Source organism: Terribacillus aidingensis, assembly GCF_040703035.1.
In the GTDB taxonomy this organism is placed as follows: Bacteria; Bacillota; Bacilli; order Bacillales; family Amphibacillaceae; genus Terribacillus.
This window is the reverse complement of sequence record NZ_CP159996.1, coordinates 883,317-897,568: the sequence shown is the minus strand read 5'-3', so window position 1 is coordinate 897,568 and position 14,252 is coordinate 883,317. Positions and strand designations below refer to the sequence as shown.

The window sequence follows — 14,252 nt, the reverse complement described above, 5'->3', positions numbered from 1 at the left end:
CGGCTTTAACCACCCTTCCTTTTTTTGACATCTAATCATCCAGTCATCAGATGACTCAATGTCTAATGTTATTTAAACATCAACTAGATATATTTGTCAATTTATAATCTAGTAAATTCCCTATGAAACTTAAATCTGAAAACTTCCTCTTTAGTGTCTACTTATTAACCAATACAAATAAAGAGGAAGCAGTCCCATTCTTATGAGTGCTTCCTCTCTTATTAACTGTTAACGTACTTCCTGTTTACTTTCCTCCACCACACGATACTCACTATTCTGCCGAACCAAAAACAGAAGAACCCCTATCAACGCAATAGCCCCTCCAACAATTTGCAGCGTGCTTAGCTTCTCCCCTAATAACCAGACTGCAAGGAGTGTAGCACCTACCGGTTCACCCAAAACACTCATCGAAATCGTGGTCGAATTCACATAGTTCAAGAGCATATTGAATATAACATGCGCTACTGTCGGGAAAATAGCTAACAGCAGGAATATCTTCCACTCATCGAAGTCATAACCGCGAACAGGAACCCCGGTCACTAGATTATAGATATAGAGCCATACAGCTGCTGAAAGAAAGACACAGAAACTGTATATCCAATGTGATACTTTTTTTACATTATTTTGCCCGATTAATAAGTAACCAACGACAGCAATTACACATAAAAAGGACAATAGATCTCCGATCAGAACGGATGGCGTCTGTAATCCGAAATCTCCCCAGCCAACCATGACAACTCCAATTATGGAGATACCGATAGTTAAGATTACAGCTTTTGACGCTCTTTCTCTATAAATCAAGAATCCTCCTACCATCGCCACAATCGGTTGGAGAGAAAGAATGATCGTAGAGCTGGCCACAGTTGTCAGTTTTAAGGAAGTGAACCAGAGAGCAAAATGCGCTGCAAGACATGCACCTGATAATATGAAGGCCAGCGCTTCTCTTCTTCCAATCTTTTTAAACTCTTTTCTTTTTATCCATACAATCGGAGCCAGCAAAAGACACGCTAAATACATTCGGTTCATACTGAGGATAGTAGCCGGTGCATCAGACCATTTGACGAAGATGGCCGCGAAAGAAATGGCGACGATGGATATAACTAATAAAATGGCAGTTTGATTTTGTTTCATATAAGGCCCCTTCTCGTTTACAAAAGGCTGCGGTTTTACTATTGTTCAATTAAGGCAACCTTTACTTTGATACTTTCTTTTCAAAAAAGTTAAGGTTAGTTGTTCATTTACTAAGACTTCGTTAATATTTTGAAATCCATTCTTTTTATAAAAACTAACAGCTGGAGTATTTTTAGATCCTGTTGCTACTTTTATTGTTTCAACCTGGAACTTAGTCTCAATGAAATTTAAAAGTAACTGGGCAATGCCTTTTCTAAAATGGTATGGATGTACGATTAACCTATGTATATCAACTACATCATCGTCTACTTTTATAGATACTACTCCGCATAATTTTTCATTTTCATAATAACCATAGAAATTTTCTTCACAATGTTGTAAACCGTGTCTTTTAATGGCGGTATATCATCATATGATCCAATAATTTCTGCCTCCACCTTATATATGGTATTTGTATGTTTAAAACATCGGTAGCACACTTAATATTACGAATGTCAATTCTTTTAGTCAAAGCAATCCTCTCATCCTGTAATTTTTATAAATGATACCATAAAAAAGTAAAAAATCCTTCAAATTGACGGCATCTTTGGTTCAGGAACAAATCTAGCTTAAAACCACCGATAAAAGTCGTGAAAAGAGCTGTTGGAATTGCAGGACCCAACACATACGAACAGTTCAAGGGTGATCTGAGCTAAGTTTTTTTGGAAAAGCACTTTGGGAGAGCAGCGGACCAGTTTTCTAAAAAGTTTTTGCCCTTGATACCAGACTGACGAGACTTGGATTGGAACAGGGGATGGTATACGGTACCTGCCCTGTTCCAATCCAAGTCTCGTTTCCAAGCTGTGCAATTCGGAAGCCAAAGGAGAAAAATGAAATCAAATAAAAAAAAGACCAGGGTGTTTGTCCCTGGTCTGATTTTCAAGCAGCTCTGTTCTTATGGTTTTGGTGGTTTTCGGCTCGTGGGGTGCGGTCAGAATGACAATGCATCAAAACCTACGGAATGGAGGCGATAGGTTTAGGCCAACAGTATGAGCATTACTTATGTACATGAATTTTAAGGAGCTAATTCAAGACCTAGCCCACTGATAGGACCCTTGGTACTTAATTGAACAATAAATGAAGCCATCTCTTCTGGTGTATAAGGCTTATCATTTGCTACCCACCAATATAGCATACTGCTGATAGCAGCACTCAAGAAGGTCAGTAAAATATCTTTAGGCAAAGGTAAAGCTACTTGACCGAAGAGTTCGTGGAAACGTTCTTGAAAGACATGTAGGATAGCCGATTCAAATCTGTGTTTTAAGTTCTTTACCTCATCCCGTTTTATAAGTACTTCATAGAATTCAGTGTCTTCTTCAACAAGTTGAAAAACATACTTTATTGTGTTTATATAGCAATCTTTATATAAAACACCCTCTGTAAGATGGACTGCAGGGCGATATATGTTAAGTATCCTATCCATGCGTTTCTGAATCAACTTTTCTAAAAGATCGAATTTGTCAGTGTAATGTAAGTAAAATGTAGCTCTATTGATTGTAGCTCGATCTGCAATTTGTTGAATGGTTATCTTACTAAAATCCTTTATATTTAAAAGGTCAAGAAAGCTGCTTTCAATTCCTAATAAAGTTTTCTTTACTCTCAAATCAGTATTAGACATTTATTATCACTCCTAATTAGACATTTTTTTTAATTTGTTGTTTTTTAAACAGTTACCCTTTTTTTGCAAATTGAAGCTCTCCTTTATCTGTTCCATAATTATACATGAAACAAATGTAATTTATACGACAACTGTTGTGCGAGGAGGAGCGTTATGATTACCTTAAAGGAAGTAACAATAGGAAAAGGAAAGCATCACATTTTAACTGATATCTCTTGTACAGTTAAGAAAGGAGAATTAGTTGGATTAATTGGTCCAAGTGGTTCTGGCAAAACAACAATGTTTCGAGCACTTGCCGGCATAACCAAAGTTCAATCTGGTGAGATAAAGATAAAAGACAAGTTACAACCAACGTTAGAAGTAAGCAAATATATAGGTTATATGGCACAAAATGATGCTCTTTACGGTGAATTGACAGCCGAGGAAAACTTACTTTATTTCGGATCTCTTCATAGGATAAAAGGAAAAGAACTAAGGGGTAGAGTAGATCAACTTCTTACTTTTGTTGACTTATATCACGTCAGAAAACGTAAAATCTCTCTCTTTTCTGGAGGAATGAAACGAAGATTAAGCTTGGCCATTGCACTTATACATGCCCCAGAAATTCTGCTTTTAGATGAACCGACAGTTGGTATTGATCCAAAGTTAAAAATAGAGTTTTGGCAGGAATTCAAACGCCTTAAAAAATCCGGCAAAACACTTTTACTTTCCACCCATTTGATGGACGAAGCCGAAGCTTGTGATCGATTATTATTTATGCGAAATGGAAGGCTATCTGACGCTGGTACTCCCGAGAAATTAATTCAACATTATGGTTCTGTTGATAATGCTTTCTTGAAGGAGGCACAAGAATGAGATCCTTCATGATAGCGAAGCGTATTGGGATGCAACTATTAAGAGATAAACGTACGCTAATGATGATGTTTGTAGCTCCATTGCTTGTACTGTTTTTGCTATATAGTGTATTGAATGCAGGGAGTTCAGAGATTCAAATTGGAATTGTAGGGGATGAAACTTTAGAGATAGAGGGTTGGGAACAGTACAGTTCAAAGACTCCTGCCTTGAATGAGATGAGAAAAGGAAAGCTAGACGCATTTGTTATACCAGAAGAAAATGCATATGAAATTATTATTGAAGGTACGGAAAATGCGAAAAGGAACGCTACTTATCATATAATTACGGACAATCTTGAACAACAAAACAAAACCAAGAATCAAAATATCCCTGTTCATACAGACTATATGTACGGTGGTGACAATCTAACAGCATTCGAAGAAGTCGGTCCTGCGATAATGGGATTCTTTATCTTTCTATACGTCTTCATTACTTCCGGAGTGAGCTTTTTACGTGAACGTACATTTGGTACATTAGAACGCAGTTTAGCAACCTCCATCAGAAGATCTTATATGTTGACTGGGTACTTTTTAGGCTACTTACCCTTTGTTGCGTTCCAGGCTTTCACCATGGAGGTGTTTACTATTTACATTTTGAATGTTCCACTTGAAGGGGACCTACTACTTTTGACCATTGTTTCCTTGATTATTGCTTGTATTGCTCTTGCCTTAGGATTACTGTTATCGGTCTTTGCGAAGAATGAATTTCAACTTATTCAATTCATTCCAATTCTTTTGGTACCCCAAATTTTATTTAGCGGATTATTTGATTTAGCCGGCGGTGAGCAATGGGTAAGAGGGTTGGCCAACATTATGCCTCTTTCATACTCTACCCGTGCGCTAAATGCAATTATGTTACGTGGTGAAGATATATATTGGATATGGAGTGACTTACTTATACTCTGTAGTTTCATTTTGATCTTTATTATTGCCAACTTCATTATGCTACGAAAAGAGCGTCCATATTAAGAAGAGTAGTTTCAATAACAAATAAATACGGCTGCATGAGCGAAGCTATTAAGGTATTGATCTTTAAGGCTGCTACTGGAGCAGCCAAGCAGGCTCGATGCCTGCTTTTCATAAAAAGAAACGATTGTTTCTTCTATACGTGCTTGCCGCTGCATACCAACGTTTTTTGTTGGTATGCAGCGTGAAATACTCATTTACTTTGACTTTGTTGGCTTTCGTGCCAGTTGAATGCTTTGGAGCAAGCGCGGTCTTCCTCTAACAGCTCGCAATCCTTTACGAATATTTCCCCTCCTTCACTACATCATACTTTTTATAACTTGCAGAATATCTCTTTATAGAGCTTGTCAGTATTGAAATAACCAGTTTCATCGTCCGTCACATCGAAATCTTCGCTATAAGCTACATAAACTGTCATCTCCCCCGTTCTCTTACGTATATATACATCTTGGATAAAAATTCTTCGCTACCGGATTCCGCAACTTCAATTTCTTTTCCGCAAATTCATACCCGAGATCCTGGAAATCATGAGTAATTATAAAGTTTAGACGCCAAACTCACAGACATCTTTTCATTTACGTCGGTCTTCTACATTGCTTAAAATCTGCATTTCGATAGGAACACTGACATGATTGTCTATTTCCTGAGCTTGTTCTAATAGTAAATCTGATTCTGTAACTTATCTCTGTCAATAAACCGAAAATCATTCATACTCCCGATTTTTTTCGTTTATAATCAATGGTTTTTAAAAGAAAAAAGGTCATGCCTGATCAGCATGACCTCTTCCGGCTTAAGAACAGCCGCCAAACTGGCGCTGTCTGGCTTCTGGATTCACTTGTTCGTCCGCGTGATAGGAGGAGCGGACCATTGGGCCTGATTCACAATGACGGAAGCCCTTCTGCAGGGCTATTTCCTTCAGTTCGGCAAATTCATCCGGATGGTAATACTTCTGTACTTTCAGATGCTTAAATGATGGCTGCAAGTACTGGCCGATCGTCATAATATCCACACGATGCTCCAGCAGATCATTCATTGCTTGCACAATCTCTTCTTTTGTCTCTCCCAAGCCTAGCATGATGCTTGATTTTGTTGGTGTGTCCGGAGAGATTGTTTTGACACGGTCAAGTAATTCGAGTGAGCGGTCATATGTTGCACGATGACGGACAGAAGGAGTTAATCGTCGTACTGTCTCGATATTATGGTTGAAAATATCCGGCTTGGCATCCATCAGTGTCTTGATGCTTTCATACGTTCCTTTCATATCGGACGGCAGTACCTCTACCGTTGTATTTGGCATCCTGCGGTGAATGGCACGTACTGTTTCCGCAAATACTGCTGAACCTCCATCTTCCAAGTCATCTCTGGCAACAGCTGTGACAACGGCATGACGCAGTCCCATCTTAGCAACAGAATCCGCGACGCGCTCTGGTTCTGCCCAGTCCAGTTCTGTCGGCTTGCCTGAAGTAACCGCACAAAAGCGGCAGCCTCTTGTACAAATAGAACCGAGTATCATGAATGTTGCCGTTTTCCGTACCGACCAGCACTCATAGATATTCGGGCATTTCGCCTCTTCACATACAGTATGTAAATTCATTTCCCGCATCATTTTCTTCAAATCCATATAGTCTTCATTCGTGTTGAAATCAATCTTCAGCCACTCGGGCTTACGGAGCATACCTTCCCGACGTTGCGCCATCGTTTTTTTTACCATTTTCGTTCCTCCTTAACGTGCATATAAGAATTCGTGATTTTGGTATTTCTCTTTGGCAAGTTCTTCGATTGTTTTTAGTTGTACTTCATCCAGTTCAAGTCTTTCGAATGTTACACCTAATCCCTTTTGAAAACCATCATAAAAGGCACCTCTTATATCTTTCATAGTAGTCTGCACAGAGATAAACTCCTGCAGACTGGCAGCTTTGTCCATAAAGCTCTTGTAAGCACGCTCTTTGACACGGTCACTTGGGTATAGGAACAATTCCAGCAAATCCTCTTGCTTCAGCCAGATTGGAATCGATCCGTGCTGGAGTATAACACCTTTCTGTCTTGTCTGCGCACTTCCGGCCGCTTTCTTACCGTCCACATTGATCTCATACCAAGAAGCTTCCTCAAAGCAATTGGCTGTGCCCTTCGGTTTCGAGTCAGCAGGTAAGGCGAACTCCGCTTTGATGCCCAGGTTTTCAAAGCCGATCAGCAGCCCTTGTGATAACACCTTGTACGCATCTTTAATAGTCGATGGTACTCCTGGATAATCCTCCGATACGATAATGCTATACGTCAGTTCCTGATGATGCAGTACTGCTTGGCCGCCAGTAGGCCGTCGGACTAGTTCAAATCCTCGCTTCTCAATTTCTTCTAAGTTGAATTTTTTTGTCTTCTGGAAATACCCAACGGAAAACCCGCCAGGATTCCAACCGTAAAAACGTAACACTGGGGCGATCCGTCCCTCACGATGCCACTGCATAAGCATTTCATCCGCCGCCATATTAAAGGCAGGCGAATGATCACCGTCGTCCCAGAAAACCCATTTCCGCACACTGTCACCTTCTTATTTACAAAGTTCAAATAATATTAACAATTCAATTCTAACGAACGGCAAGACGGTGAAGCAACCGCTTTCTCAAAAGCCTACTTTCCTACTAGGATTAAATACTCCCAATTTCTTACCAATTACCAGAGTACTTACTTAACTGTGAGGATCTTAATGGCAAGTAAAAAAGCCGTCAAAATGGACGGCTTTTTCTTACGCTTGCGGCCAAACTGTCTTTGCAACATCGACGATGAAGCGCAGTTTCTCCCATTGTTCTTCTTCAGTCAATTTATTGCCATGATGTGTGGAGGCAAAGCCACATTGCGGGCTTAAGCAAATCTGATCAAGAGGGATATAATTTGTTGCTTCTTCAATCCGGCTGATTACAGCATCCTTATCTTCCAGTTCCCCAAATTTCGAAGTTACAACGCCTAGCACGACTCTTGGACCATCCTGCGGGATATACTGAAGCGGTTCGAATGTACCAGATCGCTCATCATCATACTCTAGGAAGAAACCATCGACTTTCTCTTTCGCTAACAGATCCTTTGCAATCAAGTCATAGCTGCCCCCGAACATATATGTGGAGCGATAGTTTCCTCGACAGAGATGCGTCGTCACAGTAAGATCCTCCGGCTTACCTTCCAATACACCATTGATCACCCGGCGTGCCAAATCGATCAAGAACTCTCTGGAGTGCTCTCCATCGAATTTCGCATCAGGAGAAGATAGTGTAGCAATGTAAACATCATCTAGCTGCAAATAGCGTACCCCTGCATCATAAAATGCTTGGATGGCATCTTTGTAAGTCTGAATGACGTCAGCTGCAAAGTCCTCGATATCTGGATAAATCGAATGATCACGAATATCTGTATGGAAGAGCTGATTCGGACTCGGAATTGTCTGTTTAGCCACTGCCCTGCCAGCGACGATGTCTTGGAATACTTTATAATCCTCGATAAATGGGTGATCAGGATTGAACGAAACCTTGCCAGTATTTTTTATGTTATACCGTTCTGTCTCTTCCCCTTTGAACAAATAGCCGGTATCCGGAACATAACCTGTGATGCCGTTAAGATGCTCCAGAAAATCTGTATGCCAAAATCTTCTCCGGAATTCTCCGTCTGTTACCAGCTCCAATCCGACTTCAATCTGTTTGTCGACAATTCTTTTGATTTCTGTTGTTTCGATATCACGAAGATCTTGTTTGCTGATCAGGCCTTCTTTAAATTGCTGTCTGGCTTTGTGCAGAACATCTGGACGAAGCAAGCTCCCTACGTGATCTGCTCTGAATGGTGCCGTTTTTGTTTTCGTTGTCATGTTCATCTCTCCCATTTTAGTTTTTTACTTTTTCTATTACTCTTTCAGCAGCCTTTAAGGCTTGCTGCAGATCTCCAATGAGATCCTCCACATGCTCCAGGCCAACAGATAACCGCAAGAGTCCATCTGATATACCTCGTTTCTTACGTTCTGCTTCCGGCATGGCAGCATGTGACATCGTAGCCGGGTACGAAAGAATGGATTCTACCGCGCCGAGACTGACAGCAAAGATCGGTATGCGAAGCTGTTCAACAAAAATCTTTGCGTGCTCCCTGCTCGGCAGGGCGAACGATAGTACTGCTCCATTTCCAATGGCTTGACCGGTATGTATGTCATGTCCATTATGGGTAGGCAAGCCAGGGTAGAAGACATCTTCCACTAACGGATGATCAAGCAGGAACAAAGCTATCCTCTCCGCCGTTTCCGATGACTGACGTAATCTTGTACCTAACGTCTTTATTCCTTGTAGCAACAAATAGCTATCCTGGGCACCTAGAATGGCACCAAACGTATTCTGGATAAAAGCCAGTCGTTCTCCCAGTTCTGTATCCTTTGTGATCAGCAGTCCGGCGATAATATCACTGTGCCCTGACAGAAACTTGGTGGCACTGTGGATGACCACATCTATACCTAGTGCCAATGGCTGTTGATACAGCGGCGTCAAAAATGTGTTGTCCAAGAAAGTTAAACAATCATGTTGCTTTGCTATCCGGACCACGGCCCGAATGTCAGTCACCTTCAAACACGGATTGGACGGTGTTTCCAAGTAAATGACCTTCGTGTTTGGCCGTACAGCTGCTTCTATAGCATCCAAATCGGTTAGGTCAACAAAGGAATGACTAATCTGGAATTTTGGAAGGATTTCTGTTACGAAACGATACGTTCCGCCGTACACACCCTCGGTCACTATCACATGATCCCCCGCTGACAGCAGCATGAATGCGGAGGAAATTGCTGCCATGCCAGATGAAAATGCTAACGCGTCTCTCCCTCCCTCTAGTTCAGCAGCCTTTTGCTCCAGTGCTTTTCGTGTCGGATTGCCGGAACGACTATAGTCGAATGGACCGAAATCATCAAAGCTCTCCTGGTGAAAGGTTGACGATAGGTAGATCGGGACGTTAACAGCACCTGTCCGCTGCTCTTTATATGATCCCCGGATACACGTTGTTTCCGCTTGTTGTTCTCCCATATGTTGACCTCCTAATACAGTTTGGCGAATGCTTGCTGTAAATCATGAATCAAATCCTCCGCTTCTTCTATCCCGACCGAGAAACGGAGCAAACAATCGCAAATTCCTCTGGCTTCCCGTTCCTCTAAAGGGATATCCGCATGTGTCTGTGTTGTAGGATATGTGATAAAGCTTTCCACTCCGCCAAGACTTTCGGCAAAGGTGATGATTTCCAGGCTGCGAAGGAATGGATCGACCCAGCTGCTTTCCTGAACACGGAAGGAAAGCATGCCGCCTTTTCCTGTATACAGGACGTCTTTCACTTTCGGCTCCTCTGCAAGATAACTTGCGATGCGCTCAGCATTTGCTTGATGCTGCCGCATTCGAAGCGGCAGTGTCTTCAAGCCTCGGATGAGAAGCCAGGAATCGAGCGGAGACAAGACAGCTCCCGTACCGTTATGCAATACAGCTAACCGATCTGATAGCTCACTGCCTTTACTCACAACAAGTCCGGCTAAAACATCGTTATGGCCGCCGATATATTTCGTCGCACTATGGATGACGATATCTGCTCCTTCTGTAAGCGGCTGCTGGTAATAAGGTGTCAGAAACGTATTATCCACAATTAACAGCAGGTCATATGCTTTTGCCAATTGCGCATAGGCAGCAATATCAATTTCCTGCATGAGCGGGTTTGTCGGTGTTTCAAGGAAAATTGCTTTTGTATCGTCCGTTATCAATATCGCAGTCTCTTCGACGGAATGAAATGGCGCATAAATTGGCGAGACGTCATAGGCATCTGAATAGAAATCAAACAGCCGATAGGTGCCTCCATAAATATCCTCCGGCACTAGCAGGGAATCGCTCGAACGGAAAAGTGACAATACAAGCTGGATTGCTGCCATGCCTGAGCTGCATGCAAATGCCTGATCGCCTTTTTCCAGCTTTGCAAACCCTTCTTCCAGAACTGATCGAGTGGGGTTCTTCGTCCGTGAATAATCATAGCCGGTAGATTCTCCGATTCCACTATGCGCATAAGCCGTGGACAGATAAACTGGAGGATTAACTGCCCCAGTTACTCCATCACTGTGATTTCCAAGCTGCACAAATGCTGTTTCTAAACTATATCCCATACCGCTTCTCACCCTCCTCTTCAACAAAAAAAGAACCTTCTCCCCAAAAAGGAAGAAGGTTCAGTCATGACCGAATCAGCTTCTTATCTTTAAGGCGGATACCTTTTGGATTTAGCACCGTGTCTTCTCAGACTGGTTGCTGAGACATCACTGGGCCAAGTCCCTCCGTCTCTCTTGATAAGAAAAGTTCTATATAATTTTTATATTAAAGCTATGTTATCACAAAAGAATGTACAGTCAAGCATTATTTAAAATTTTCTGCCAAATGAATCTTTTACTAATGGATTTTTTGGCGTAGTCATGCCGATCAGGAAAAATAGCGACAAAAAATAGGATTGACACCTAGAACTTTTCGGTCTATCCTTTTCCTTACAACTGATATTTCTTATCGAGATTGGTGGAGGGAATGGCCCAACGAAACCAAAGCAACAGGCTGCAAGCCGCAGTACTGTGCTAATTCCAGGTGTTTAACACTGAAGATAAGAAGAGCGGAAAATCTTTAAAAGACCCTCTTCTGTCTGGAAGAGGGTCTTTTTTTGAACTTAATCCCGATTATTTTCATTGGAAATATCAAGATTGTTACAGGAGGTTTGAAAATGGAACAGATCAAGCAGACACTTGCGGTAGTACATACGGAGCTGGAAGATAATTTCGCAGAAGTCGTGGAGTGGAGACGTTATTTGCATCAGCATCCTGAATTAAGTTTCCAGGAGACAGAGACCGCCCGTTTTATCGCCGACAAGCTGCGCAGCTTCGGCTATGAAGATATCCAGACAAATATTGGCGGATATGGCATCGTCGCTACCCTATCAGGTAAGGCAGCAGGACCAACAATTGCACTGCGAGCAGATTTCGATGCCCTTCCGATAGAAGATGAAAAAGAAACAGCCTATCGATCCAAGACTCCTGGCGTAATGCATGCTTGCGGTCATGACGGCCATACCGCAGCACTCCTTGGAACTGCCAAATCACTGATCAAACATAAGGATAGTCTGAAAGGTAAAGTGGTCTTTTTGTTCCAGCCGGCTGAAGAAGTACCTCCAGGCGGTGCAAAAGCGATGATTGAAGATGGTGCACTTGATGGTGTTGACTATGTCTACGGTGCTCACCTTAATTCGGCCGCTCCTATCGGAAAGATCGGTGTTGGCGAAGGCTTCAAGATGGCAGCAGTAGATAAATTCGCGATTACTATCCAAGGAAAAGGCGGTCATGGCGCAGCTCCTCATGAGGCTGTCGATCCAATTGTCATCGGAAGTGATATCGTCAGCGCCCTGCAAAAGATTGTCAGCCGCAGAGTCAACCCGCTTGAATCCGCAGTTGTGACACTTGGTGTATTTCAATCTGGCCAAGCATTCAATGTTATTCCGGATACTGCCAGATTGGAAGGAACAGTACGGACATTCAATGCTGACATCCGCCAGCAGGTGAGAAAACAAATAGAGTCCATTGTAGCCGGTATTGCAACCGGTTTCGGCGCAACCTATTCAATCGATTATTTACATGGCTACCCTGCTCTTTACAACCATCCAGAAGAAACTGCACTTCTGCAGCGTCTTTTTGCCGAGGAATTCGGTGAAGATCAAGTTATCCCGCTGGAAACCGGGATGGGAGCAGAGGATTTCGCTTATTACTTACAAGAGAAACCGGGAAGCTTCTTTAAAGTCGGCTCCCGCAATGAAGATACAGGCACCCATTATCCGCATCACCACCCTAAGTTCGACATCGATGAGCGTGCTTTGCTCATCACGGAAAAAGCATTCACGAAAATCGTATTCTCGTTATTGGGAAGCTAAGGAGGAAGTATATTGAATAAGAAGCTTGCACTTATATTATTCGGCCTGATGGCCACCATCGCCCTGTTCGGGTGCTCCAGCAGTTCCAGCAGCAGTTCCGACGCAAGCGGCGGAGAACCTGTGGAAGGAGGCGACTTGAACGTTGCCATGACTGCCGATCCTGATACGCTTGACTGGATGTATTCCGGAGAAAGTGCTACCAGAAAAATTGGCTGGCATATTTACGAAGGTTTATTTGCACTAGATCATGATTATCAAGTACGCCCTTTGCTTGCCGATGATTATACCGTTAGTGATGATAAGAAAACCTATACGATCACGCTTCGTGACGGACTTAAGTTCCATAACGGGCAAGACGTAACAGCGGAAGACGCAAAAGCATCTATCGACCGCTGGCTGAAGGTCTCCTCTGTCGGTAAGATCACTGCAACGCATGTTGATTCCATAGAAGCAACGGATGACCTGACATTGGTCATTACACTTAACGATCCGTATACCGCTTTGCTTACTGATATGTCTGCACCAAAAGCATCTGCTGTAATCCTTCCAGCTGACATTGCGGAAGCTGCAGGTGAACAACCGCTGACAAACGAGCAGCTAATCGGTACAGGTCCATTCAAATTTGATTCATGGAAGCGCGGGAATGAGATTGTCCTATCAAAATTCGAAGACTATCAATCTCGTGAAGAAGAAGACTGGGGCGGTTTGACAGGTAAGAAAACTGCATACCTGGATACAATTCATTTCAAGATTGTAAAAGACCCGCAAGTAATGCTCAATGGTCTGAAGACAGATCTTTATGATTATGTACAGTCCATTCCGCTTGATTTATATGATGTAGTTGATACGACACCGAATGTTGAACCGGCTATTTCCAGCAATGGCTATTCCGTCATTACCCCGGATAAATCAGAAGCACCTTTCGATGACATCAAGGTCAGAGAAGCACTGCATGCTGCACTAGATAAAGAAGCCATTGCGAAAGCAACATATGGCAACAGCGAATTTTATAATCTGGACGGCGCCTTGTTCACACCAGATCAGACAGCTCTTTACTCAGATCAAAACATTGATAACTTCGATGCTTTTGACCAAGATGAAGCTAAAAAGCTGCTTGAAGACAGCTCCTATGACGGTCAGCCGGTGAAGATCATCTTCTCCAATGACCATGCAGAGTATAAGAAAATTGCCGAAATCGCAGAACAGCAGCTTGAAGCAGTTGGTTTCAACGTCGAGCTGGAGTCCTATGAATGGGCAACTTACCTGGAAAAATGGAGCGATGGCGCTAACTGGGATATGGTCGTAGTCGGCTGGTCTCCTTTCTTCTCGCCGAACCAAGCCGGTGTAGTGAGCCAGGATTCCAACAGCAGCGGCTGGTACAACAGCGAACGCTGGCAGGAACTGATTGCCCAGTGGGGTGAAGCGGAAGATGAGGGCGCTCAGCAAGAAATCCTCGCTGAGCTGAACAAGACGATCTATGACGAGCTTCCATTTGAAAAAGTAAGCAACCTTTCCACATTGGATGCACGAACTTCCAAGCTTGAGGATTATGATGATTGGTATGGTCCTCGCTTCTGGAATACATGGAAATCACAGTAATGCCCCGAGAAAATCGCCTGCGTTACCGCTGGCGATTTTCTTCCATTTCTAAATAAAGGAGTGAC

12 protein-coding genes and 2 riboswitches are annotated in these 14,252 nt (G+C 42.7%); of the genes, 4 read left to right on the top strand and 8 right to left on the bottom strand.

The genetic code is table 11. The features are described from left to right. Positions 1–228: 228 nt before the first annotated feature. The 3 genes from ABXS78_RS04925 to ABXS78_RS04915 all read right to left on the bottom strand — a co-directional run bounded on the left by ABXS78_RS04925 (position 229) and on the right by ABXS78_RS04915 (position 2,788). On the bottom strand, positions 229–1,131 hold the full coding sequence (locus ABXS78_RS04925; RefSeq protein WP_366249165.1) for a DMT family transporter: 903 nt from the start codon (positions 1,129–1,131) through the stop codon (positions 229–231). Positions 1,132–1,176: 45 nt separating this feature from the next. Beyond that, a complete protein-coding gene (locus tag ABXS78_RS04920; RefSeq protein WP_366249875.1) occupies positions 1,177–1,527 on the bottom strand; it encodes a GNAT family N-acetyltransferase in 351 nt (116 codons plus the stop codon). A 658-nt stretch (positions 1,528–2,185) separates the two neighbouring features. Next, the gene (locus ABXS78_RS04915; RefSeq protein WP_366249164.1) at positions 2,186–2,788 is read right to left on the bottom strand and encodes a TetR/AcrR family transcriptional regulator C-terminal domain-containing protein; all 603 of its coding nucleotides are present in this window, start codon (positions 2,786–2,788) and stop codon (positions 2,186–2,188) included. 153 nt (positions 2,789–2,941) lie between these two features. Here ABXS78_RS04915 and ABXS78_RS04910 point away from each other — a divergent pair, with 153 nt between their 5' ends. Continuing rightward, a complete protein-coding gene (locus tag ABXS78_RS04910; protein ID WP_366249163.1) occupies positions 2,942–3,643 on the top strand; it encodes an ABC transporter ATP-binding protein in 702 nt (233 codons plus the stop codon). Next, a complete protein-coding gene (locus tag ABXS78_RS04905) occupies positions 3,640–4,650 on the top strand; it encodes an ABC transporter permease (RefSeq protein WP_366249161.1) in 1,011 nt (336 codons plus the stop codon). The genes ABXS78_RS04910 and ABXS78_RS04905 overlap by 4 nt, the downstream gene beginning before the upstream one ends. Positions 4,651–5,437: 787 nt before the next feature. Here ABXS78_RS04905 and lipA read toward each other — a convergent pair. The 5 genes from lipA to ABXS78_RS04880 all read right to left on the bottom strand — a co-directional run bounded on the left by lipA (position 5,438) and on the right by ABXS78_RS04880 (position 10,795). Beyond that, entirely contained in the window at positions 5,438–6,358 is a 921-nt protein-coding gene (lipA, locus tag ABXS78_RS04900; protein WP_366249160.1) for a lipoyl synthase, read from the bottom strand. Positions 6,359–6,370: 12 nt separating this feature from the next. Then, positions 6,371–7,180, bottom strand: a complete 810-nt coding sequence (locus tag ABXS78_RS04895) for a biotin/lipoate A/B protein ligase family protein (RefSeq protein ID WP_366249159.1) — start codon at positions 7,178–7,180, stop codon at positions 6,371–6,373. Positions 7,181–7,387: 207 nt separating this feature from the next. Beyond that, a complete protein-coding gene (locus ABXS78_RS04890; protein ID WP_366249158.1) occupies positions 7,388–8,494 on the bottom strand; it encodes a 5-methyltetrahydropteroyltriglutamate--homocysteine S-methyltransferase in 1,107 nt (368 codons plus the stop codon). Positions 8,495–8,510: 16 nt separating this feature from the next. Next, complete coding sequence (locus ABXS78_RS04885; protein WP_366249157.1) at positions 8,511–9,683, bottom strand: aminotransferase class I/II-fold pyridoxal phosphate-dependent enzyme; 1,173 nt, start codon at positions 9,681–9,683, stop codon at positions 8,511–8,513. Between the two features lie 11 nt (positions 9,684–9,694). Beyond that, on the bottom strand, positions 9,695–10,795 hold the full coding sequence (locus ABXS78_RS04880; RefSeq protein WP_366249156.1) for a methionine biosynthesis PLP-dependent protein: 1,101 nt from the start codon (positions 10,793–10,795) through the stop codon (positions 9,695–9,697). 80 nt (positions 10,796–10,875) lie between these two features. After that, positions 10,876–10,979, bottom strand: a riboswitch (SAM riboswitch). Positions 10,980–11,177: 198 nt separating this feature from the next. Beyond that, a riboswitch (SAM riboswitch) is annotated at positions 11,178–11,281 on the top strand. A 110-nt stretch (positions 11,282–11,391) separates the two neighbouring features. On the opposite strand from ABXS78_RS04880, the gene ABXS78_RS04875 reads away from it, so the two are divergent. Together ABXS78_RS04875 and ABXS78_RS04870 are read left to right on the top strand one after the other, a co-directional pair. Further along, positions 11,392–12,588: a M20 family metallopeptidase gene (locus ABXS78_RS04875; protein WP_366249155.1), complete on the top strand. Its 1,197-nt coding sequence runs from the start codon at positions 11,392–11,394 to the stop codon at positions 12,586–12,588. A gap of 12 nt (positions 12,589–12,600) precedes the next feature. Beyond that, positions 12,601–14,187, top strand: coding sequence for an ABC transporter substrate-binding protein (locus ABXS78_RS04870; RefSeq protein WP_366249154.1), 1,587 nt, complete (start codon positions 12,601–12,603; stop codon positions 14,185–14,187). The last annotated feature ends 65 nt before the right edge of the window (positions 14,188–14,252 follow it).